The sequence below is a fragment of the Ruegeria sp. CG4 genome, assembly GCF_056537185.1.
On the sequence record NZ_JBQFRB010000005.1, the window covers coordinates 13700 to 35795 of the forward strand.

The 22096-nt window shown below is 60.1% G+C and carries 24 protein-coding genes; 13 read left to right on the plus strand and 11 right to left on the minus strand.

What is annotated here, in order from left to right; genetic code table 11:
* Nucleotide 1: 1 nt before the first annotated feature.
* Nucleotides 2-844: an LOG family protein gene (locus ACR0J2_RS13905; RefSeq protein ID WP_480812935.1), complete on the minus strand. Its 843-nt coding sequence runs from the start codon at nt 842-844 to the stop codon at nt 2-4.
* Between the two features lie 79 nt (nt 845-923).
* Between ACR0J2_RS13905 and ACR0J2_RS13910 the strand changes: the two genes are divergently transcribed.
* The 3 genes from ACR0J2_RS13910 (at nt 924) to dapD (ending at nt 3458) form a co-directional block, all read left to right on the plus strand.
* Nucleotides 924-1835: a threonine/serine dehydratase gene (locus ACR0J2_RS13910; protein WP_170614152.1), complete on the plus strand. Its 912-nt coding sequence runs from the start codon at nt 924-926 to the stop codon at nt 1833-1835.
* 44 nt (nt 1836-1879) lie between these two features.
* The gene (locus ACR0J2_RS13915) at nt 1880-2479 is read left to right on the plus strand and encodes a GntR family transcriptional regulator (RefSeq protein WP_170614153.1); all 600 of its coding nucleotides are present in this window, start codon (nt 1880-1882) and stop codon (nt 2477-2479) included.
* A 151-nt stretch (nt 2480-2630) separates the two neighbouring features.
* A complete protein-coding gene (dapD, locus tag ACR0J2_RS13920) occupies nt 2631-3458 on the plus strand; it encodes a 2,3,4,5-tetrahydropyridine-2,6-dicarboxylate N-succinyltransferase (RefSeq protein ID WP_480812936.1) in 828 nt (275 codons plus the stop codon).
* Nucleotides 3459-3592: 134 nt separating this feature from the next.
* Here the strand turns inward: dapD and ACR0J2_RS13925 are convergent, their stop codons facing one another.
* Together ACR0J2_RS13925 and ACR0J2_RS13930 are read right to left on the minus strand one after the other, a co-directional pair.
* A complete protein-coding gene (locus ACR0J2_RS13925) occupies nt 3593-4063 on the minus strand; it encodes a hypothetical protein (protein WP_480812937.1) in 471 nt (156 codons plus the stop codon).
* Nucleotides 4064-4555: 492 nt separating this feature from the next.
* Nucleotides 4556-5488, minus strand: coding sequence for an MBL fold metallo-hydrolase (locus tag ACR0J2_RS13930; RefSeq protein WP_480812938.1), 933 nt, complete (start codon nt 5486-5488; stop codon nt 4556-4558).
* A 116-nt stretch (nt 5489-5604) separates the two neighbouring features.
* Between ACR0J2_RS13930 and ACR0J2_RS13935 the strand changes: the two genes are divergently transcribed.
* The gene (locus ACR0J2_RS13935; protein WP_480491148.1) at nt 5605-6039 is read left to right on the plus strand and encodes a DUF1801 domain-containing protein; all 435 of its coding nucleotides are present in this window, start codon (nt 5605-5607) and stop codon (nt 6037-6039) included.
* Between the two features lie 95 nt (nt 6040-6134).
* Complete coding sequence (gltX, locus tag ACR0J2_RS13940; RefSeq protein ID WP_480812939.1) at nt 6135-7460, plus strand: glutamate--tRNA ligase; 1326 nt, start codon at nt 6135-6137, stop codon at nt 7458-7460.
* An 81-nt stretch (nt 7461-7541) separates the two neighbouring features.
* Here the strand turns inward: gltX and ACR0J2_RS13945 are convergent, their stop codons facing one another.
* Nucleotides 7542-8111 (minus strand): gamma-glutamylcyclotransferase family protein, encoded by a 570-nt coding sequence (locus ACR0J2_RS13945; RefSeq protein ID WP_480812940.1) that lies wholly within the window; start codon nt 8109-8111, stop codon nt 7542-7544.
* Nucleotides 8112-8206: 95 nt separating this feature from the next.
* Here ACR0J2_RS13945 and ACR0J2_RS13950 point away from each other — a divergent pair, with 95 nt between their 5' ends.
* On the plus strand, nt 8207-8653 hold the full coding sequence (locus tag ACR0J2_RS13950; RefSeq protein ID WP_170614159.1) for an RrF2 family transcriptional regulator: 447 nt from the start codon (nt 8207-8209) through the stop codon (nt 8651-8653).
* 3 nt (nt 8654-8656) lie between these two features.
* On the opposite strand, the gene ACR0J2_RS13955 is transcribed toward ACR0J2_RS13950, so the two are convergent.
* Both ACR0J2_RS13955 and ACR0J2_RS13960 read right to left on the minus strand, forming a co-directional pair.
* On the minus strand, nt 8657-11185 hold the full coding sequence (locus tag ACR0J2_RS13955) for an ABC transporter permease (protein ID WP_480812941.1): 2529 nt from the start codon (nt 11183-11185) through the stop codon (nt 8657-8659).
* Nucleotides 11182-11877, minus strand: a complete 696-nt coding sequence (locus ACR0J2_RS13960; RefSeq protein ID WP_170619298.1) for an ABC transporter ATP-binding protein — start codon at nt 11875-11877, stop codon at nt 11182-11184. The genes ACR0J2_RS13955 and ACR0J2_RS13960 overlap by 4 nt, the downstream gene beginning before the upstream one ends.
* Before the next feature lie 65 nt (nt 11878-11942).
* Here ACR0J2_RS13960 and ACR0J2_RS13965 point away from each other — a divergent pair, with 65 nt between their 5' ends.
* Nucleotides 11943-12563, plus strand: a complete 621-nt coding sequence (locus ACR0J2_RS13965) for an arylesterase (protein ID WP_480812942.1) — start codon at nt 11943-11945, stop codon at nt 12561-12563.
* Nucleotides 12564-12572: 9 nt separating this feature from the next.
* The gene (locus ACR0J2_RS13970; RefSeq protein ID WP_480812943.1) at nt 12573-13187 is read left to right on the plus strand and encodes an SOS response-associated peptidase; all 615 of its coding nucleotides are present in this window, start codon (nt 12573-12575) and stop codon (nt 13185-13187) included.
* 5 nt (nt 13188-13192) lie between these two features.
* Here the strand turns inward: ACR0J2_RS13970 and ACR0J2_RS13975 are convergent, their stop codons facing one another.
* Both ACR0J2_RS13975 and ACR0J2_RS13980 read right to left on the minus strand, forming a co-directional pair.
* Nucleotides 13193-13753 (minus strand): L,D-transpeptidase, encoded by a 561-nt coding sequence (locus ACR0J2_RS13975; protein ID WP_170679301.1) that lies wholly within the window; start codon nt 13751-13753, stop codon nt 13193-13195.
* Between the two features lie 167 nt (nt 13754-13920).
* Nucleotides 13921-14127: a cold-shock protein gene (locus tag ACR0J2_RS13980; protein WP_170378838.1), complete on the minus strand. Its 207-nt coding sequence runs from the start codon at nt 14125-14127 to the stop codon at nt 13921-13923.
* Between the two features lie 539 nt (nt 14128-14666).
* Between ACR0J2_RS13980 and ACR0J2_RS13985 the strand changes: the two genes are divergently transcribed.
* Together ACR0J2_RS13985 and ACR0J2_RS13990 are read left to right on the plus strand one after the other, a co-directional pair.
* Complete coding sequence (locus tag ACR0J2_RS13985; RefSeq protein WP_480812944.1) at nt 14667-15080, plus strand: hypothetical protein; 414 nt, start codon at nt 14667-14669, stop codon at nt 15078-15080.
* A 190-nt stretch (nt 15081-15270) separates the two neighbouring features.
* On the plus strand, nt 15271-15870 hold the full coding sequence (locus ACR0J2_RS13990; RefSeq protein ID WP_480812945.1) for an REP-associated tyrosine transposase: 600 nt from the start codon (nt 15271-15273) through the stop codon (nt 15868-15870).
* Nucleotides 15871-16246: 376 nt separating this feature from the next.
* On the opposite strand, the gene ACR0J2_RS13995 is transcribed toward ACR0J2_RS13990, so the two are convergent.
* Together ACR0J2_RS13995 and ettA are read right to left on the minus strand one after the other, a co-directional pair.
* Nucleotides 16247-16984, minus strand: a complete 738-nt coding sequence (locus ACR0J2_RS13995; protein WP_480812946.1) for a hypothetical protein — start codon at nt 16982-16984, stop codon at nt 16247-16249.
* A 167-nt stretch (nt 16985-17151) separates the two neighbouring features.
* On the minus strand, nt 17152-18819 hold the full coding sequence (gene ettA, locus ACR0J2_RS14000) for an energy-dependent translational throttle protein EttA (protein WP_010442471.1): 1668 nt from the start codon (nt 18817-18819) through the stop codon (nt 17152-17154).
* A 116-nt stretch (nt 18820-18935) separates the two neighbouring features.
* Here ettA and ACR0J2_RS14005 point away from each other — a divergent pair, with 116 nt between their 5' ends.
* The 3 genes from ACR0J2_RS14005 (at nt 18936) to dacB (ending at nt 21626) form a co-directional block, all read left to right on the plus strand.
* Nucleotides 18936-19427 (plus strand): MOSC domain-containing protein, encoded by a 492-nt coding sequence (locus ACR0J2_RS14005; protein ID WP_170824871.1) that lies wholly within the window; start codon nt 18936-18938, stop codon nt 19425-19427.
* Between the two features lie 32 nt (nt 19428-19459).
* On the plus strand, nt 19460-20080 hold the full coding sequence (locus ACR0J2_RS14010; protein WP_170679308.1) for a nicotinate-nucleotide adenylyltransferase: 621 nt from the start codon (nt 19460-19462) through the stop codon (nt 20078-20080).
* Nucleotides 20081-20147: 67 nt separating this feature from the next.
* Nucleotides 20148-21626: a D-alanyl-D-alanine carboxypeptidase/D-alanyl-D-alanine endopeptidase gene (dacB, locus tag ACR0J2_RS14015; RefSeq protein ID WP_480812947.1), complete on the plus strand. Its 1479-nt coding sequence runs from the start codon at nt 20148-20150 to the stop codon at nt 21624-21626.
* Nucleotides 21627-21628: 2 nt separating this feature from the next.
* On the opposite strand, the gene ACR0J2_RS14020 is transcribed toward dacB, so the two are convergent.
* Nucleotides 21629-22051 carry a tellurite resistance TerB family protein gene (locus ACR0J2_RS14020; protein ID WP_170614169.1) on the minus strand — a complete coding sequence of 141 codons (423 nt, stop codon included), beginning with the start codon at nt 22049-22051 and terminating at the stop codon, nt 21629-21631.
* Nucleotides 22052-22096: the final 45 nt, after the last annotated feature.

The following is a 22096-nucleotide window of genomic DNA, read 5'->3' on the forward strand; positions in this document are numbered from 1 at the left end:
GTCAGCGCCCCGGGATTTCGTCGCGGGGCGGGGCGGGTTCCCAGTTTTCGATGATCCCGACCGCCTCTTGTGCCGTGTCGACGAAACGGAAAAGGTCCAGGTCTTCGTCCGAAATGGTGCCAGCGTCCGCCAAAGCTTCCCAGTTGATGACCTTTTCCCAGAATGCGCGGCCAAACAGCAAGAAGGGGACGCGTTCCATACGACCGGTCTGGATCAGGGTCAGCGACTCGAACAGTTCATCCATCGTGCCGAAGCCGCCGGGGAAGATGGTGATGGCGCGGGCGCGCATCAGGAAATGCATCTTGCGGATCGCGAAATAGTGGAAATTGAAGCTCAGGTCCGGCGTCACGTAAAGGTTTGGTGCCTGTTCGTGCGGCAGCACGATGTTCAGGCCGATCGAGTAACCGTCGGCATCCTGTGCGCCGCGGTTTCCGGCCTCCATCACGCCGGGACCGCCGCCGGTGACAATCACGTTTTCGCGGCAGCCGGTTTCCTTCGACTTCAGGGTCATCAGCCGGGCAAATTCGCGCGCTTCGTCGTAATACTGCGACAGGCCAGCCAGCGTTTTGGTCCGAGCGGTGTGCTTTTGTGACGGCTCGGGAATGCGGGCCCCTCCGAACATCACGATGGTCGAGGTGATCTCGCGCTCGGTCATGATCATCTCTGGTTTCAGCAATTCCAGTTGCAGGCGCACCGGACGCAGTTCTTCCCGGCACATGAAGTCCTCGTCGGCAAAGGCCAGACGATAGGCGGGCGACCGTGTCTGTGGCGTGTCCGGCACCTCGCTTGCGGTCGACCGGTCGGTCTGCGCGTCGCGGAAGGGGCTGAGTCGGTCTTCTCTCATGGGTGAACGATCCCTGCTTGCGTGTTTTTCAAACAGCTATAGGGTTCGCGGACAGAGTGCCAGCCACGGAAAGACAAGAATGAACTGGAAGAGTGAAATATCGGCGGCGCGGGATCGCATTGCCGGCTATGCACAGGTCACGCCGGTGATGGAAAGCCGCATTCCGGGGTTTCCGGTTGAAATGAAGCTGGAGCATTTGCAGCACACCGGCAGTTTCAAGGCACGCGGGGCATTCAACACGCTGCTCAGCCTGGATGTGCCCGAGGCGGGCGTTGTGGCGGCATCAGGCGGCAACCACGGTGCGGCGGCGGCCTATGCGGCGCAGTCGCTGGGCCACCCGGCCAAGATTTTTGTGCCGGAACTGGCGGGGCCGTCCAAAATTGCGCTGATCGAGCAGACCGGCGCCGACCTGAGCGTTGTTCCCGGCGAATACGCCAATGCGCTGACCCAGGCCCGTTCTCATGAAGAAGAAACCGGGGCGATGCAGATCCATGCTTACGACGCACCGGCGACGGTGGCCGGGCAGGGCACCTGTTTCGCCGAGTGGGAGGCGCAGGGCTTGCAGGCGGATACCGTTCTTGTCGCGGTCGGTGGCGGCGGACTGATTGCCGGGGCTTTGGCCTGGTTTCAGGGTGCGCGAAAGGTTGTGGCGGTCGAACCGGAAACCTCCTGCGCGCTGCACGCCGCGTTGCAGGCCGGGGAACCGGTGGACGTGTCCGTATCAGGGGTTGCGGCAAACGCATTGGGCGCGCGGCGGATCGGATCGATCTGTTTCGATCTGGCACGCGGCATGTCATCGGTTCTGGTCCCGGATGCGGCCATCACCAAGGCGCAGCGCGCATTGTGGCAGGCCCATAGGCTTCTGGTGGAACCGGCGGGGGCAACGGCTTTGGCGGCCTTGATGTCGGGTGCCTATCGGCCGGAACCGGGCGAGAAAGTGGCCGTTCTGATTTGCGGCGGCAATATTGCCCCGGACCCGTTCGCGGGCTGAATTATCTGCTTGTGGAAGGCGGGCTTCATTTTTATCTACAATCTATGACCGCGACCATTGCCGATACGATCTATCAGAAACTCAGCCAGCAAATCGTCACCGGCGACCTGATCGCCGGTGAAAAACTGCGTCAGGACCATATCGCCCGCGCATTCGAGACCAGCCATGTTCCGGTGCGCGAAGCTCTGCTGAGGCTGGAGGCGCATGGGCTGGCCAAAAGCGAGCCGCGACGCGGGATGCGGGTCACCGCGCTGGACCCATCAGAAGTACGCGAAGTCATCGAAATGCGCGTGGCACTGGAATCGCTGGCGATGCAGCACGCGGTTCAGAACCTGACGCCAGCCGCCTTGCGTAAGATTGACGAAGCACGGCTGGCCTGCGACGCCGCCCGGACCATGCCGGAGTGGGAAGCGGGAAACCGTGCTTTTCACCGGGCCATCCTGACGCCCTGCGGATTGCCACGCCTGCTTCACACGATTGACGATCTGCATATCGCCAGCGCGCGCCATCTGTTTGCCTATTGGCGTCCCCGGTGGAAGCAACGCGCAGACACTGATCACGCCGCCATCGTGCGCGCGATGAAAGGCAGGGACGCAGCCGCCGCTGTCTCGATACTGGTTCGGCACATACGCCGGGCCAGCTGACAAAAGCCGCGAAAGGCTGCGGATAACCACCCGGGCGATGGGCTTTGTCCCACCAGTGACGCAAAACCGCCCGCCTACGCCGCATTGCGCCCTGTGTGTGGCTTGCTTATAGGCAAAAACAACGTGAACAGATTCAGCAGGGAGCGATCTCATGTCCAATGCGCAACTGGAAGCCGCAATCGAAGCCGCCTGGGAGGTTCGCGACACGATCTCGCCCGCCAGCTCCGGCGAGCAGAGAGAGGCGATTGAGGAAACACTGAACGCGCTGGACAGCGGATCGCTGCGCGTTGCCGAGAAGCTGGAAAATGGCGATTGGCACGTGAACCAGTGGGCCAAAAAGGCAGTGCTGCTGGGCTTTCGCATCAAAGATATGGAAATCCACGCCGGCGGACCACAAGCCGGTGGCTGGTGGGACAAGGTCGACAGCAAGTTTGCCGGTTGGGGTGAGAGCCAGTGGCGCGCCGCCGGGTTCCGCGCCGTGCCCAACTGTGTTGTCCGCAAGTCAGCCTATATCGCACCGGGTGCGGTTCTGATGCCGTCCTTTGTGAACCTTGGCGCCTATGTTGACGAAGGTACCATGGTCGACACCTGGGCCACCGTCGGATCCTGCGCGCAGATCGGCAAGAATGTGCACCTGTCAGGTGGCGTCGGAATCGGCGGCGTGCTTGAACCCATGCAGGCCGGTCCGACCATCATCGAAGACAACTGCTTTATTGGTGCCCGCTCGGAAGTGGTCGAAGGCTGCATCGTCCGCGAAGGTTCGGTTCTGGGGATGGGGGTATTCATCGGTAAATCCACAAAGATCGTGGATCGCGAAACCGGTGAGGTCATGTATGGCGAGGTTCCACCCTATTCGGTGGTCGTTGCGGGTTCGATGCCGTCGAAGAACAATATCAGCCTCTATTGCGCCGTAATCGTGAAGCGTGTGGACGAAAGAACCCGTTCGAAAACCAGCATCAACGAGCTGCTGCGCGACTGAAGATATCGTACAGAGTTGAAAGGCCGGTGCGGGACAGCACCGGCCTTTTTTATTGAACTTTCCCGAAGGATTTTGATCCTGAGCTTTCAAAGCTCTGATCAATCGGCTTTTCGGGTAATACCAACCGTGTTTGGTTAGCGATCTTCGCCCGGCCGTTCTACGTCATTCTCGGTGGACCCTTCGTCATCTCCCGAATTGCCTTCGGTGTCTCCATCGTCTTCGGTCTCGCTGCCGCCTTCATCACCGCCCGAGTTGCCATCGGTTTCACCACCGCCTTCGGTCTCGCCACCGCCTTCGGTTTCACCACCGCCTTCGGTTTCACCACCGCCTTCGGTCTCGCCACCGCCTTCGGTTTCACCACCGCCTTCGGTCTCGCCACCGCCTTCGGTCTCGCCACCGCCTTCGGTCTCGTCACCGCCCTCGGTCTCGCCACCGCCTTCGGTTTCGCCACCGCCCTCGGTTTCACCACCACCCTCAGTCTCGCCTTCGCCTTCCTGGGCATAAGCGGAGGTTGCGACAAAGCCGGTCAAAACAGCCGCCGCTGGGGTCATTGACAATACAAGAACACTTGCAGTGGTAGTCAGCAGTTTGGACAAAATGCTCATTTGATTCCCCTTTTGATGAAATTACGGATGCAGTGCCGTCATTCTAGGGACGGGGGTGCTGGCTTCGTAACGGCTTGACCCTGTCTCATTCTGATAGGCCATTACCCGCGTGACTCAGCGCGGGTGGTTGGCAGTTTGATGCCCAATACAACCAGGTAGAGACTCGCCAATGGGTGCGACACTTTTCAGGTGTGGATTCGATTCGCACTGCCGGTGAACTGCCCCAGAGTGCCAAGGACGGTTTCAAGCTTTCTGACTGGCCGGGCAATGTCGCACAGACAGAACTAGTGACGCTCGATGAGGTGTAGCGATATGGCTCGTTGGCCTGCGATGGTCCAGTCGAACAGGCCTCCGGTCTTGCGGCTTTTGCGCGATCTGAACTTTTGCTGGCAAGGCCGCCGCAGGTTGCGACAGGTGGAAATACACGCGCAAAAAAACCCGCCCTAGTTCAAGGGCGGGCCGGGTCCGCTATGAAATCCTGTGTCTTTGGGGTCAGCCCATCATCTGATAACTGACGGGGACAAACCGGAACCCTTCACCACGGGTTTCGACATATCCCGCTGCGGGAAATGGCATGTGATAACCGATCATCGGCACTTTGTCGGCGGCAAGAAGCCCAAGCACATTGCGCCGTGCCGCTGTGGCTGCCGCCTTGTCCATGTCAAACCGGACTTCCCATTCCGGATGGGCGAACGACCAAACATAGTGGTTTGCCAGATCCGCAGTCAGGATCAGACGCCGGCCGTTGCTTTCCAGGTGATAGACTGTATGGCCGGGCGTGTGGCCAAAGGCAGACATGGCCGTGATGCCGGACGCAACATCGCCGCCGTCTTCGATAAAGGTCATCTTGTCGGCCAGTGGTGTCACCTTGGCCGCGACCAGATCGCCGACTCGGTTACCAGCCTCCTGCCCTGCCCAGAAATCGTATTCGTTCGAAGCAGTCACATAGCGTGCATTCGGAAAGGTCGGTGCGTCATTGGTTGTCATACCGCCGATGTGATCGGGGTGCATGTGGGTGATGACCACCACGTCGATCTGATCGGGTGTCACACCGGCATCGGCCAGTGCCGCCTGAATACCACCTTTTCCGAGGCCTGTGTCGAACAGCACCATTTCGGACCCGGTATTGACCAGCGTTGGCGTGAAGAAGAACTGGGCCATGTCGTCTGGAATAAAGTTCTCGGCGGAAACCCTCGCGAATTCCTCGTCCGATGCACCGCCGCCGAAAATTTCCTTGGCGCCGTCGCGCGGCAGACTGCCATCCAGCAATGTTGTAACAGTGAAATCACCAAGCGCGAACGATCTGGCGGTTGTCGGGTTTGCGCCGGTTTCAGCATCATTGGCCAGAACCGGAGCTGCAGCCGACGCAAATGGCATTGCTGCAGCAGCGCCGAGCGCTGCTCTTCTCGTCAAATTGATGGTCACTATGTTTCTCCCTGTCAGGACACCAGGTTGGGAACTAGCCCGCTATGGGTCGTTTGCCATATCTTACCCGCCTGACATGGGCTGCATGGATAAACATTACGTGTTAATTTTTGCTCATGTCCCGATCCGAAAACAAAACACAGCCGACAGGGCAGGCCGTCGACGGGTTTTTGTCATCCGTCCTGCCACCGCGAAAGGCAGACGAGGCGCGGGTGCTGGATGCGCTGTTTCGCGAAGCCACCGGATTTGAACCGGTGATGTGGGGACCTTCGATCATCGGGTATGGCCGCTATCACTATCGCTACAAATCCGGGCGCGAGGGAGACTTTCTGGCAACCGGGTTTTCCCCGCGCAAGGCGGCGCATTCCATCTACATCATGCCCGGTTATGCTGATTTCGGTGACATCCTGTCCCGGCTGGGAAAACACAAACTTGGGAAATCCTGTCTTTACGTGAACAAGCTGGCGGATATCGATCCTTCGGTTCTGTCTGAGCTGATCGTCGCGGGGCTTCAAGATCTGGGCCGGCATTGGCAAGTCGAGCCGACCTGAGCATTACTGGCACGCTCAATCCTGTCCGGATCCTCATTCGCTTGCTGGACAAAACGCCCCTCATGTGACAAGAGCCGCGCCAACAGGAGATATCCATGACCACCACCCGCTTCGCCCCGTCGCCCACCGGTTACATCCACGTGGGCAACCTGCGCACTGCTCTGATGAACTATCTGATTGCCCGCAAAAACGGGGGTACGTTCATCCTGCGCATTGACGACACCGATCCTGAGCGGTCGAAGGAAGAATATGTCGATGCCATCAAGCAGGACCTTGAATGGCTGGGCCTGCACTGGGATCGGGTCGAACGTCAATCCGAGCGTCTGGACCGTTATGCCGAGGCCGCTGACAAGCTGCGCGGGATGGGGCGGTTCTACGAGGCGTTCGAGACGCCGACCGAACTGGACCTGAAGCGTAAGAAGCAACTGAACATGGGCAAACCGCCGGTCTATGACCGCGCCGCGCTGAACCTCAGCGACGCCGAGAAAGACGCGTTGCGCGCCGAACGTGGCAACGGGGTCTGGCGCTTCAAGCTGGATCACGAGCGGATCGAGTGGACCGACGGTATTCTGGGCGACATCTCGATCGATGCAGCCTCGGTTTCCGATCCGGTGCTGATCCGTGGTGACGGTCAGGTTCTTTATACGATCGCTTCCGTTGTGGATGACACTGAGATGGGCGTGACCGACGTGGTCCGCGGCTCGGACCATGTAACCAACACGGCGACCCAGATTCAGATCATCCAGGCACTGGGTGGTAACTGCCCTCGCTTTGCCCACCATTCTCTGCTGACCGGTCCGCAGGGCGAGGCGCTGTCAAAACGTTTGGGCACGCTGGCGCTGCGGGATCTGCGTGAACAGGGCGTGCAGCCGATGGCCTTGCTGAGCCTGATGGCACGTCTGGGATCGTCCGACCCGGTCGAACTGCGCGCGGATATGGCCGAATTGATTGACGGGTTCGACGTAAGCCGCTTTGGTGCCGCGCCCACCAAGTTTGACGTGCAGGACCTGTTCCCGCTGACCGCGAAGTATTTGCAATCACTGCCGCTTGCCGATGTGGCTGATGCTGTTGCCGATGCCGGTGTTCCGGCAGATCTGGCCGAGCCGTTCTGGGCCATGGCGCGCGAGAACATCACCACGCTGGGCGATTTGAAAGCCTGGTGGGAGCTGTGCCGCGTAGGCGCGGAACCACTGATCGCCGATGAGGATCGCGCGTTCATTGCTGAGGCGATGGCGCTGCTGCCGGAGGGCCCGTTTGACGGCGAAACCTGGGGTAAATGGACCAGCGCCGTGAAAGAAGCGACCGGCCGCAAGGGCAAAGGTCTGTTCATGCCGTTGCGCAAGGCGCTGACGGGGATGGAACGCGGGCCCGAGATGGCGGCCCTGTTGCCCCTGTTGCAGGTGATCCGCGCGCGGGGGTGATGAAACGCGCCTTGCGGCGCGTGCCTTCGGCGGGAGTATTTTGAAAAAGATGAAGAGGGCTGGTTGAATCCGGCCCCTTTTTTATGCGTTTTGAACGATGTTTGCCGAGATACTGCGCAGGCGGTCGTCGACGAAGTCTGTTTCGTCGGGGCGGAGCTGTTGATGGCGCGGATAGCGGGGTTCGGAGCGGTCATTCAGGATCGGGGCGTCCCACCCGTCCGTGGTGGCGAAGAAACGATCTGCTCCGTCCAGACCGAAAGCGCGCAGATAACCCTGTACCACCACGTCGATATAGCTGAGCAGCAGCGGATGTTTGTTGCTTGGCGCATTGTGCCGATCCCGCGGAACGGCATAGACGGCGATTTCAACCTCATGCGCCAGGGGGTGGGTCACTGATTGCGTCGCAGTCACGCGATCGTAGGCCCGTTCGCGCTGATCCAGCGCTGCCCAGTCGTTCTTTGGAACATGCGCGATCATGCCTTCGATTTCGGCACCGGGGTCAGGTACCGCGGTCAGAAACGCCACTTCGCGCAGGTCGGTATGGCGCCATGCGCGCCGCCAGCCCTTTAGCCGGGCCGGATGCGGATCGGGAAAGTCATGGGTGGCCAGATTGACCAGGCTGCCATAACCGAAGAAATACGGGTCTTTCATGCGCTGTACCGTCCTGGATCTCGATTGATGTATGTCAAACCGCTTTTTTGCGGAACATGCAATAAGACTGCATCTTGATATTTGGGAGGCCTGTGATGCGGATTACCAAACGGACGAATATTGCAGTGCGCCTGCTGATGTATTGCGCGGCGCATCAGGATCGGCTGGTGACAAAGGCCGAGATTGCCGAAGTGTGCAACATCTCGGAAAACCATCTGGCGCAGGTGATCAACCAGCTCAGCCAGCTGAACTATCTGAACACGCAACGCGGGCGCAACGGCGGCATGATGCTGGCCCGTCCGGCGGAACAGATCCGGATCGGATCGGTGTTTCGCCATGTGGAAGGCAATCTGCCGATTACGGAGTGCTTTGCCGATGCGGACAACACGTGCCCGCTGACCGATGCCTGTCGATTGCGGTTGGCCCTGCGCGATGCAGCCGAAGTGTTTTATGCGTCGCTGGATGAAATCACACTGGACGCGCTGGTCTGTGATAATGATCGCTTGTTGCAGATTTTGCAGCCGGTGGCCTGTGTTCGCTGAGACCTAACCGGCGGCGCGCAGGATGCGCGCCGGCCTGACAGCCAGAGGGCGCAGGGCAAAGACCAGGCCGGCTCCTGTGGTCACGGCGATTCCGGCCAGAACGATGGCAAGGGCGGATGGCCAGATGATCGTGAAGCCGGTGTCAAAAATGAACGTTGCCACGGCCCAACCACCTGTGATGCCGGCCAACAGGGCCACGCCTCCGGCTGCCGTGCCAAGAAGTACGGCGCGCAATGCAAAGCTGAGAAGAATGCGGCGGCGGCCAGCCCCGAGCGTTTTCAGGATTGCGGCCTCGTAGCGGCGCGCGGGCTCTCCGGCGGCGGCCGCGCCGATCAGCACGAGAAACCCGGTCAGCAAAGATACCCCGGCCCCGTAAGACGTGGCGGATGCCAGCCCGGCAAGCAGGCCGGAAACCCGGTCGATCGCGTCCCGCACACGGATCGCGGTGATGTTGGGAAATTGCCCTGCCAGATCGCGTAGTATGGCGGCCTCGGCCTGTTCTTCGGCATAGACCGTTGCGATGAAACTGTGCGGTGCCCCGGCCAGCGCGCCGGGGTTCATGGACATGACAAACCCCATTCCGGCGGTTGAGAAGTCAACCTCACGCAGAGAGGTCAGTCGGGCCGTGATGTCCCGGCCGAGAATGTTAACCGTCAACTCATCGCCCAGCTTGAGTCCCATCTCAGCAGCTTCTTCCGCGGCAAAACTGACCTGCGGCGCGCCGGAATAGTCATCTGACCACCATTCCCCTTTGGTGATGCGCGCGTTCTTGGGGGGACGTTCGGAATAGGTGATACCCCGGTCTCCGTCCAGCACCCAGTGATCGCCAGCCACCTCGCGTGCAGGCTGTCCGTTGATCCCGGTTATGATTCCGCGCAGCATTGGCGCACTTTCGATGCGGCTGACCGCCGGGTCGGTTTCCAGCCGTTCCATGAACCCGGGCATCTGGTCTTTCTGGATGTCGACAAAGAAGTAAGACGGCGCCACGTCCGGCAGATTGCCCGAGATTGCGTTGCGCAATGTTCCGTCAATCTGCCCGACGGCCGCCAGCACCGACAGCCCCAACCCAAGCGACAGCACGACGGGACCAGCACCTTCGCGCGGGTCAGAGATGGCCGACAGGGCCCAGCGCAAGGCGGGCCGCCCGCGTGTCGCCGAGGCGCCGGCTCGGGCAACCCGTCTTATGATCCACGCGGTTGCGGCCAGCAAAGCCATCGCTCCGGCCAGGCCGCCGCTGGTCCACAGGGTCAGGCGGGCGGAGCCGCTGAACCATGCGGCGGCTGAGATCAGGAGAGCAAGGCCCACTGCGGTGGCGATCACGTAAGCAGGACGGGGAAAGAACCGCGCCGATGTCAGGGCGTCGCGAAACAAGGTTGCGGCGCGGACCTCTTCGGTTCGGGCCAGCGGCCAGAGAGTGAACAGGAACGCCGTCAGAACGCCGTAGAGGGCAGCCTCGGCCAATGGCTGGGGATAGATCGAGAATACAGCGGGAACAGGCAACCGGCTTTCGATCAGCGATGAAAGCACCAGGGGGGCAGCGCCGCCCAGGGCTAGGCCCAGCGCGATGCCGATGACAGACAAAATGCCGATCTGGATCATGTATGTCTGAAAAATCGTGGCACGGTCGGCACCAAGGGTGCGCAATATGGCAACCGTTTCCGTCTTTTGCGATAGGTACGCCCGCACCGCTGCCGAGATGCCGATGCCGCCCACGGCCAGACCTGACAGACCTACTAGCACCAGAAAGGCGCTGAGCCTTGCGACGAATTCAGTGATGCCAGGGGCACCGTTGCGAGCATCTGTCCAGCGCATGCCAGTGCCGGCAAAGGCTTCTTTTGCTTCGGTCGACAGGGTGGCAAGATCTGTGCCGGGCGGCAGGTCCAGTCGGTATTTTGTGGAAAACAGCGTGCCGGGTTCCAGCAAACCCGATTTGTCCAGGTCCTTGGTGCGCACCAAAGTACGCGGCCCCAATCCGAATCCGTCAGCGGCCCCGTCCGGCTCGAACACCAGCGCGGCCATTACGACAAACTCCTGCGTCCCGAGCGTGACGGTGTCCCCTGCCTCCAGGTTCAGCCGATCCATCAGGGCGGGGTCCATCACCGCTCCGGGCAGATCATCCTGACCGTTCAACGCAACTGGCAGGGGCATCGCGGGCTCCAGCGTGACAGAGCCAAGCAATGGGTACGCGTCATCGACCGCCTTCACCTGTGTCAATGCGCGATCCGGACCGTCATCGTGTTGCGTGACAGCCATGGACCGGAAGTCGACGATTTCGGATACCTGCCGAGCTGACGCGTTCATCCAACTGCGTTCTTCGTCGCTGGCATAGCGGTAGGTGAATTCCAGCTGCGCGTCCCCGCCCAAAAGGGCGGCGCCCTCTTGGGCCAAGCCAGCCTGAATCGCGTGCCGGACTGAACCCACTGCGGCGATCGCGGCGACACCCAGCGCAAGGCAGGCCAGAAACACGCGAAATCCCTGCAATCCGCCGCGCAGTTCACGGCGCGCCAACCGTCCGGCCAGCCGCAGGCTCATTCAGCGGCCTCCTGTTGGGCATCCCCGGCAATGCGGCCATCCCGCAAGCGCACGACTCGGTCGCATTTCCGGGCCAGTGCGTGGCTGTGCGTTACCAGAACAAGGGTGGCACCGTGTTTGTCCCGCAACCCAAACAACAGCTCGACAATGGCGGCGCCATTGCTTTCGTCCAGATTGCCGGTCGGTTCATCCGCCAGCAGGATCTGCGGCCGGGGGGCCGATGCGCGGGCAAGGGCAACGCGCTGCTGTTCCCCGCCCGACAACTGCGCCGGGTAGTGATTGCGCCGGTGCGACAGTCCAACGGCTTCAAGCTCGGCCTCGGCGCGGGTGAACGCATCCTTGTGACCAGCCAGTTCCAGTGGCGTGGCGACGTTTTCAAGCGCGGTCATTGTCGGGATCAGGTGAAAGTTCTGAAACACAACACCCATGTAGTCGCGCCTGAAACGCGCCAAAGTGTCTTCGTCCAGCCCTGTCAGATCGCGCCCTAGCGCCGAAACCGTTCCACGGGTCGCCTGTTCAAGCCCGCCCATCAGCATCAGAAGTGAGGATTTGCCTGACCCGGACGGCCCGACCAGGCCTATCGTTTCACCCTGCCGCACAGTCAGGTTGATACCATGCAGGATATTCACCCGACCGGCATTGCCATCCAGCGACAATGAGGCATCTTGGAGCGTGAGAACTGGTGACGTCATCAGTCTTTCCGAAAAGGAGCGGTCATTTGGGATATGGAGCGGTTGGGACCTTGCGCAAGACCTTGATGTCGGGCCTGTTTGTCTTTTGCGGCTTTGCGGCCACAGCCGAACCGGTGGTCATCGCGGCGGTAGGGGATTCGCTGACGCATGGCTATGGCTTGCCCGAGCAGGAGGGATTTGTCCCTCAGCTCGGCCGCTGGCTTGAAGATCGCGGCGCCGAGGTGACGCTGATCAACGCAGGTGTGTCGGGGGACACAACAGCCGGTGGCGCGGCGCGTATCGAATGGACGCTGACACCGGAAGTCGATGGCGTAATCGTTGCCCTCGGGGCCAATGATCTGTTGCGCGGTGTTGATCCTGCGGTGTCGCGTGAGAACCTCGATACCATCCTGCAGACAGCCAAAGCGGCCGATGTCGCGGTCTTGCTGATTGGGATGGAAGCGCCGGGAAACTTTGGCCCTGACTACAAACAGGCCTTTGACGCCATCTATCCTGAATTGGCGCAGAAACACGGAACGCTTTATGCAGAAAGCTTTTTCGCCGGTCTTGATGCCGGGGGCGATCCGACTGCCGCGCTTGGGTTCATGCAGGCTGACGGCATCCATCCCAATGCACAGGGCGTGGCCCTGATTGTCGAGGCGCTTGGGCCAGATGTTCTGAAGCTGGTCGGGAACGCAAACCGATAGGAGCGCATCATGCCGGGGCGGTTTTTTCTGACGCGGCCCATTTCCGAGATTGCCCGGATTCTGGGTGTGCCCGCTGAGGTGGCCGCTCAACCGCCGCGTCATAACATTCAGCCGGGGCAGGAGGTGATGACCCTGACAAGCGCGGGGCTGGCGCCGATGCGCTGGGGCATGATCCCGGTGGGGCGGGTCAACGCGCGGGGCCGCCCGGTGATGGAGACGATCATCAACGCAAGATCCGAAACGGTGTTTGCCAAGACGGCGTTTCATGGTGTGGGCCGGGCGGTGATTCCTGTCGACGGCTGGTACGAATGGACCGGAGAGAAACGGCGCAAGACAGCGTGGCGCATTTCGTCGGTTGACGGCGCGCCGCTGATATTTGCGGCGATTACGGACACCTGGCAGGCCCCCGGCGGACTATGTGTCAATCAGGTTGCCGCAGTGACCTGCGAACCGAACGCCGACGTCCGGCCGATCCATCATCGCATGGGGGTTTTGCTGAATCCGTCCGATGTGCCAGGATGGCTGACCGGAACCGAGGCTGAAGCGCAAAGCCTTGCTCGCCCGTGGCCAGAAGGGCGGTTAAGGATCGAGCAGGCTGCGGATGTGGATTGGTCAGCGCCCTGATCGGATTAAACCACACTGACCACCGTGCCCAATGGTACGCGCTGGTAAAGGTCGATCACATGCTCGTTCAGCATTCGGATGCAGCCGTTTGACACCGCCCGCCCAATGGTCTGCGGCTGTGTTGTACCGTGAATGCGGAAATAGGTGTCGACGCCGTTTTGGAACAGATAGAGCGCCCGGGCCCCCAGTGGATTGTCTCCTCCGCCGGGCTGGACATAATCGTTGTCCTTGAACTTGGCGTAAGTCACCGGTTCCCGCTCGATCATTTCGTCCGTTGGCCGCCACGTCGGCCATTCCTTCTTCACGTCGATTGTCGCGGTGCCGGTGAATTCCAATCCGGCTTTGCCGACCCCGCAGCCATAGCGGATCGCCTTGCGCGGCTCGGTCACGAAATACAGATAGAACGAGCGTGGCACGACCAGCAACTGACCAGGCTGAAACTGTTTCTTGATCCGGACCACCTGCGGCGTGGGGTCGTATTCGACGGCTTTCTTCTTGGCCAGGCTCATTCCCGGTGTGAGGCTGGCTGCTGCTGTCGATGCAAGAAATACACGGCGCGTGAACATGGTGGGCTCACCTATCCTTCATGAAAAACATGAATTCAGTCTCGGAAGGATACACGATCCGGTCAATCGCTGCGCACTGATAAAGGGATTGTGATGTATTTTGCGCGCCACAGTTCAAGGGCGCGGCAAGAAAAAGGGCGGAGAGATTCTCCGCCCTTTCTAACTGGTCAGGCCAGTTCGATATTGTCCGCGCTTTCGCGGCCGTCACGACCCGAGCGCAGCTCGTACGTGACTTTCTGGTTGTCCGCCAGACCGGTCAGGCCGGAACGTTCAACGGCCGAGATGTGTACGAAGATGTCTTTGCCGCCATCTTCGGGTGCGATAAAGCCGTAGCCTTTGGTGGTGTTGAACCATTTTACGGTGCCTGCTGGCATGTCCGTTGTCTCCTGTTTTGATGCTGCCCACGGGGTTGCGGCAGCCTGGCGTCGTCGGTCTGGATCGATAGACTGAGCGCCGGAAACGGAGACAGTAGGTCGAAATAGAAAAACGTAAGCAACCGGGATATGGCACCGCGCAGGGCGTGTGACAAGGGAGTTTGTGTGGTTTGTACAACGGTTTTAAGGGCCTGCTGCACGATTTTTACGGTTTCCCGCCTAAGGGTTCGGCCCGAATCCCGCGCACGTCAAACCTGATACGGGGACCGTGATTTTGACAACCTGAGCAGAAATGACAGAAGCGCCTACCACCATGGACCGTGCCCGGGCAATCGTCAGTTGAGTCCCGAGTCGCAGAGCACCCGAAAAACAACAGGGTAGAGAAGCAGGGCCGCCCACAACCCTCGGATTTTATTCAGATATTACGATGTTTTGAAAAGCAGGCTTTTGGTGCTATAGTAACGCACATAACCGTGGGGGCGGATATGAGACTTGTTTGTACATTTGCGGTCCTTTGCTGGGCTGGTTCTACCGATGCATTGACTGTTACAGTTGATTGGGAAAGCCCGTTGCCTGATGGTATCGAACGGGAAACCAACCGGTTGTCCACGTATTCGAGCGAAAAATCCCGTGAGGATATGGAATGGGACATGTTCCGAATCATCCAGTCGGCAGCAACCTCTGATCGCCATCTCGAAGAAATTCGGCATCTTGAAGAGCTGGAGTTGGAGCAGGACCCAATCGAACAGGATCCCATCGAACAGGATGAGGAATTGACGGAAGTTACAGAGCCCGACTTCTGTGAATTGTGGTGCGAAGAGCCCGGGTCGGAAGGTACCGTGACAGAAGTGAATGTCTCTGCCGTCCCAATTCCGGCCACTGGGTTGTTGCTGATCGGTGCTTTGGCGGGACTGTTCGGGTTCAGAAGGATGGGTGGCAGCCGGTCCGGGTAGGCGCGGTAACGAACGACCCCCTGTTATTTCGAAAGTGAATTCTGTAGTCCGTTGGCGCGGTGCTTTGGCGTTGCGCGGTCGCGTATGCAATGAGTCGCTGGATGGGTGGAACCGCCCGTCCTTCCGGTCCCTTACCGTTTCAGTCCACCCCTTTAAGAGTTGGTAGTTATAGCTGCCGTAAACCGGATGCATGTCCAACTATCGGCGTGTCCGCATTCCCGGCGCCAGTTATTTCTTCACCGTTTCTTTGGCCGATCGTTCGTCGGACCTGTTGACACGCGAACTGGCGCATCTGAGGGCGGCCTTTGCGATGACGCAGAGGGAGCGGCCATTCTGGTGCGATGCGTTTGTTGTGTTGCCGGATCATTTGCATGCAGTATGGACCCTGCCACCTGGGGATCCGGATTATTCGACGCGGTGGGGCGCGATCAAGGCACGGTTTAACATGCGTGTGAATAAGGCAAGTTGTAGGCCGGGCTTCAGCCCGGCACTCGTGCCCAGGGAATTGCCTGTAGTGACATCCGGCAGGTATGCCGGGCTGAAGCCCGGCCTACGAGCCGATAAACGCGAAGCGCCTGTATGGCAACGCCGGTTTTGGGAACATTGCATCCGGGACGAACGGGATTACCGCAATCATATGGCGTATTGTTGGGGCAATCCGGTCAAACATGGGTTGGTGGAGCAACCGGCCGATTGGCCGTATTCGTCGATACACCGCGATATTCGCGCGGGCCGGGTTGATCCGCAATGGAGTGGTGTGGTCACCGATGGCACGTTCGGTGAGCCGTAGGATGGGGTTTCACCCCATCATTTGAGAGGTTGGAGTTTAGAAGAAGTTTGGTGCGCGGGAACAGATCGTGCGGGTGTTCGGGTAGGGTCGTTGAGTGGGTGATGGGGTGAAACCCCATCCTACGCTTGCTGATCCGGAATGGAGCGGTGGTGTGACGGACGGCGCATTCGGAGAGCGGTGAAACAAAGAACACCCCCCGTAGGCCGGGCTTCAGCCCGGCATCCACCATTTCCCTCAGAGCAATTGAAGGGGTTTCAGGCCATTGATCGGCGGATTTTGGTAAAGGTGTGGGTGTTTCGAGGGGTGCCGGGCTGAAGCCCGGCCTACCAGTTGGCGAAAGGGGAGCGCGCGCTGGTCCTAGGATTGCAGTCTGCTCTTAGAAATCCGACATCACCCTTCTGAGATCATGTGACCATTCGCAATCGCCGACAAGTTTACGAACAGAATCGTTCGTATGTTTCAAGACTTTTTGCAGGTAATCTTGGTTTCCCTGATGAACGACGCTCCGGCGGCTTCGGCTTTTGTTGTCGACAGCCTCACCCGCAAACTCACTACGGTCTGCATGGGCCACCACCAAATCTTTAATTTCAGGCATGGCTTTGAGTAAAGCGGGTAAGGCAACCGGCCGAAACTTAACACTCTCGTTTGCGTCGTGCCTGTCAAACATAAACATACTGTCTGAGTGTCTAACAAACTCTTCCAGCCCGGCTGTGTCTGACATCGACTGAGGGACAACTCGGTCTGGATGTGCGGTTGTATCCCAGACCGCGGTAACACCAGAGATTTTTTTGCCCCCCTCCACGATCTGCATTACATCAAGCAACATACGGCTAACGCGCATGCGATCCACCTCTGGCAAGTGGATTTTCTTAAGCTCTCGGTACGTGTCATAGGAAACAAATAGCGATTTGACTCGTAAAGTTGAGTTTACAGACAACCCCCTTGAGGCTGCAAATGATGATAACTCAATGTTTCGACCCTTTTCGTTTGGCCAAGGGTACAACATCTTAAATTTACTGTCCGGTTTTTGATCGTAGGACCTGACACACCGTGCTTTGCTAAGTAGCGCCACGGTTTGACATGCGCTTTGGATTGCCTGTTGAAGTTCTGTCATTGTTGTCCTTAGAGCAAATTTTCTGAGTAAGTGAATTGGCCCATTTTTTTTGGACAGGGCCGCAGCGCGGAAATGGGTAAGATTGCGCCGGCGGAAGGATGGGTCAAACTCCATCCCACTCGGTTTCCGTTCCGCTCGACTAGGCGCGACTGCGCCCATTCGAAAACCTACCTAGCAAACTTCTTATGCTTCAATCGCTTGGGCTCCAGCGCGTCCGGTCCCAGACGGCGCTTTTTGTCCTCTTCGTAATCCTCGAAGTTGCCCTCGAACCACTCCACGTGGGCATCGCCTTCGAACGCTAGGATATGCGTGCAAATCCGGTCGAGGAAGAAGCGGTCGTGTGAGATGACAACGGCGCAGCCGGCGAAATCGACCAGCGCGTCTTCCAGTGCGCGCAGGGTTTCGACGTCAAGGTCGTTGGTGGGTTCGTCGAGCAGCAGGACGTTGCCGCCCTCTTTCAGCAGGCGGGCCATGTGGACGCGATTGCGCTCACCCCCTGACAGCAGCGAGACCTTCTTCTGCTGGTCACCACCCTTGAAGTTGAAAGACGAGCAATAGGCGCGGGAATTGACCTGCGCGTCGCCCAACTGAATGATCTCGGCACCGCCGGTGATCGCTTCCCATACAGTGTCGTTATCTTTCAGGTCATCGCGGGACTGGTCGACATAAGACAGCTCGACCGTGTCGCCCAGCGTGATGGTACCACTGTCGGGCTGTTCCTGACCGGTGAGCATCTTGAACAGGGTTGATTTACCGGCGCCGTTGGGGCCGATGACGCCGACGATGCCGCCGGGGGGCAGGGCAAAGTCCAGCCCTTCGATCAGTTGCTTGTCGCCCATGTGTTTCGACAGGCCCTCAACTTCGATCACCTTGCCGCCAAGGCGCTGGCCGTTGGGGATGACGATCTGGGCGCGGGTCAGCTTTTCCCGCTCGGACTGTTCGGCCAGTTCGTTATAGGCGTTGATCCGGGCCTTGGATTTGGCCTGACGGGCCTTCTGGCCCTGACGCATCCATTCCAGTTCGCGCTGCAGGGTCTTTTGCTTGGACTTGTCCTCGCGCGCTTCCTGCTCCAGCCGTTTGGCCTTTTGTTCCAGCCACGCGGAGTAGTTGCCCTCGTACGGAATGCCGCGGCCGCGGTCGAGCTCCAGAATCCAGCCGGTGATGTCATCCAGGAAATACCGGTCGTGGGTGACGATCAGGATGGTGCCTTTGTAGTCGATCAGGTGCTGTTGCAGCCAGGCGATCGTCTCGGCGTCCAGGTGGTTGGTCGGTTCGTCGAGCAGCAGCATGTCGGGCGCTTCCAGCAGCAGCTTGCACAGCGCCACACGGCGTTTCTCACCCCCCGAGAGGTTTGCGATGTTGGCGTCGTCCGGCGGGCAGCGCAGCGCCTCCATCGAGACGTCGATCTGGCTGTCGAGGTCCCACAGGTTTTCCGCGTCGATGGCGTCCTGCAGGGTGGTCATTTCCTCCATCAGCTCGTCCGAGTAGTTCTCGGCGATCTCCATGGCGATTTCGTTGAACCGGTCGACCTTGGCCTTTTTCGCGGCCACGCCCAGCATGACGTTTTCGCGGACCGTCAGCGATTCATCCAGCTGCGGTTCCTGCGGCAGATAGCCGACCTTGGCACCCTCGGCGGCCCAAGCCTCACCGGTGAAATCGGTGTCGAGGCCGGCCATGATCTTCATCAGCGTCGATTTACCCGCGCCGTTGACGCCGACAACACCGATTTTCACGCCGGGCAGAAAGCTCAGGTGGATGTTTTCAAAGCACTTCTTGCCACCGGGATAGGTCTTGGAGACACCCTGCATGTGGTAGACATATTGATAGGCGGCCATGTCGCGTCCTCTGGGTCGGGAAATTGGGTTGGAACGCTAGATATCCAAGCGGGACGGGCGGGGCAAGCTGGTGGTTTCGTGAATTTCGTTCACGGATCGCGACGGGTATTGTGGCCATGATCGAATGGGAGAGTGTTTTGTCGGAACTGGCAGGTTTGATAGCTGGATGGGCGCAGCCGGGGCACGTTGAATGGATCGGGTTGCGGCCGGACAGGCGGGCCGCGATGATCCCTGTGAAACAGGTTCTGGTATCCGAGGCCGGAGCCGAGGGCGATCGGGGCCGTGCAGGTAAACGCGCAGTGACGCTGATCCAGCAGGAACATCTGGCGGCAATCGGTGCGTATCTGGGGCAGGGGCCTGTTTTGCCAGAAACCCTCCGACGCAATCTGGTGGTTTCGGGGATCAATTTGGCCGCGCTCAAGGGGCGCGAGGTGCAGGTGGGTGAGGCCATTTTGCGGTTCACCGTGATTTGTGCGCCCTGCAGCCGAATGGAGGAGGCGCTGGGCAAAGGTGGCTACTCAGCCGTGCGCGGACATGGCGGCTGGTGTGCCGAAGTGGTGCGATCCGGGCAGGTCCGCCTGGGCGACGCGGTGCAACCAGTTGATTGACAAGCCCGACCGAATTTGAACATCAGCAAAGAATGAAGCGGTATTCGATCCCTTTTGCGCGGCCCGGGCAGGTCGTGGGGCTGTTCGGTGGATCCTTTGATCCGCCGCACCAAGGCCATGTGCATGTGACGCTTGAGGCGATGAAGGCGTTCGGGTTGGATCGGGTGTGGTGGCTGGTTTCACCGGGCAATCCGCTGAAAGAGCGTGGCCCCGCGCCGCTGAAACAGCGGGTTCGGGCGGCAAGGGCGGTCATGCGGCACCCAAGGGTTAAGGTCACGGATATCGAGGCGCTGACAGGAACGCGGGCGACGGCGGATACTCTGGCGGCGTTGCAGAGGCTCTATCCGCAGGTCAGGTTTGTCTGGCTGATGGGTGCGGATAATCTGGCGCAGTTTCACCGCTGGAAAGACTGGCGGAAGATCATGGACAGTGTGCCTGTGGGTGTGGTCGCGCGGCCCGGCGACCGGATTTCGGCGCGGATGTCTCCGGCAGCGCGGGCTTACGCAAGATATAGGATTGACGGGCAGGCGCGGCATTTGCTGGGGCGGGCCAGCGCCCCGGCCTGGTGTTTCGTGAATGTGCCGATGGTCGATGTCAGCTCGACCGAAATACGCGGGCGCGGTGAATGGGCAAATCAGGTGTTGCCGGAATAGCCCCCATGGCCACATAATCCTGTGCAGGCGGTTGTTTGGGCGAAAACTCTGGGATTTTAATTGACCTATGGTTGATCGTTATTCGCGTCGATTCATTCTTGGCGGGCTTGGGGCCGCGCTGATCCCTGCTACCGGACTGGCTGGGGCGCCGCTGGTGTCACTGCGGCCGCAGATGCGCGGGCCGGAGTTGAACGGTGTCGAGCGGATTGTCCGCGCAGCCGGACTGCAGGGTGAGGTCGTCTTTGCCGTCGCCGATGCGGAAACCGGGGCGCAGCTGGAAGGATATGGCGCGCAGGACGGATTGCCGCCAGCCAGCGTGGCCAAGGCGCTGACGGCATTGTATGCGCTGGATGTGCTGGGGCCAGAGCATCGGTTTGAAACCAGATTGATGGCGGACGGACCGGTCGAGAGCGGTATTCTGAAGGGCGACCTGATCCTTGTGGGTGGCGGCGATCCGCTGCTGGATACGGATGCACTTGCCAGCATGGCGGCCAATCTGCGCGAGGCCGGGATCACCGAGGTGCGCGGCGCGTTCAAAGTGTATAATGGCGCGCTGCCCTACGTGAACAGCATTGACCCGGGCCAGCCGGATCATCTGGGCTACAGCCCGGCGATCAGTGGCATATCGCTGAATTTCAACCGGGTTCATTTCGAATGGAAGCGCGACGGCAAGGGCTATGATGTGGCCATGGATGCGCGCAGTGCACGGTATAACCCGGCCGTCGACATGGCGACGATGCAGGTCGAAACCCGCAGTTTGCCGATTTACACCTACCAGCCCAGTGCGCGGCAGGACCGGTGGACTGTTGCCAAGGCGGCGTTGGGCAATGGCGGCGCGCGGTGGCTGCCCGTTCGAAAGCCGGCGCTATATGCGGGCGATGTGTTTCGCACGCTGGCGCGGGTCAACGGCATCGTTCTGGGCCGGGTTCAGGTCACACGGCAGGCACCCCAAGGTACGGTTCTGGTGGTGCACCAGAGTGACCCGCTGGAGAGCATCCTGCGGGGAATGCTGAAATACTCGACCAACCTGACGGCCGAGATGGTCGGGTTAGCGGCCTCACGGGCGCGGGGCGCGCGACCGCAGACCCTGGCCGAGTCCGCGTCCGAGATGAACCGATGGGCGGCTGAAACCTATGGTGTCGAGCGGATCGCCATGGTGGATCACTCGGGTCTGGGCGATGCCTCGCGCATGGCGCCCGGCGATCTGGTCAAGGCACTGGTGGCGGCGCGCAAGACAAATGTGCTGCGCCCGTTGTTGAAGCCCTTCACCCTGACCGACAGCAAAGGACGCGCCGTGCGGGATCACCCCGTCAAGGTAGCCGCCAAAACCGGTACGCTGAATTTCGTTTCCGGCCTGGGCGGGTTTTTGACCACGGTTGACGGAACCGATCTGGCCTTTGCCATCTTTACCGCCGACGTGGACCGGCGCGCCACAATTCCACGTGCGCTGCGCGAACGCCCCGAGGGTGCGCGCAACTGGAACAGGCGCTCGCGCAAGCTGCAGCGCACGCTGATCGAGCGCTGGGGGTCACTTTACGGCAGTTGAACTCAGACGGTGTGGCGGGCGCGGGCGCCACGCTCGATCGCGGCAGCGTGCAGGCGGTCGACGTCCAGTTCGTACCGGATTTCCTCGAGCAGGCGCAGTTCGGTTTCCGCAAGGGTGCCATCGGCGGCTGCAACGTCGCAGGCCAGCGCGTAGGCGGTTTCGTTCAGCCGCTCGGGCAGGTTTTCCCGGATCAGGCCAAACAGGGCGTCCAGGCCGTCTTCCTGTTCGAACAGGTCAAACACGATTTGTGACACCCGGCGGGTACGGTCGATGTCGTAATCGGCAAAGACCGGCAGCATGTTGACGGCGGTTTCTATCTTGACCAATTCGGCAGTGCGAATGTTTTCGTCCGAGGCCGAGACCGCAACCATGATCGCCACGAGGCAATCCTGCGGGGACATGGGATGTGCAATTTGGTCGGTCATGGCCTGTTCCTGACTGGTTTTTCTGAGTGGGCACGATAGGAGGGC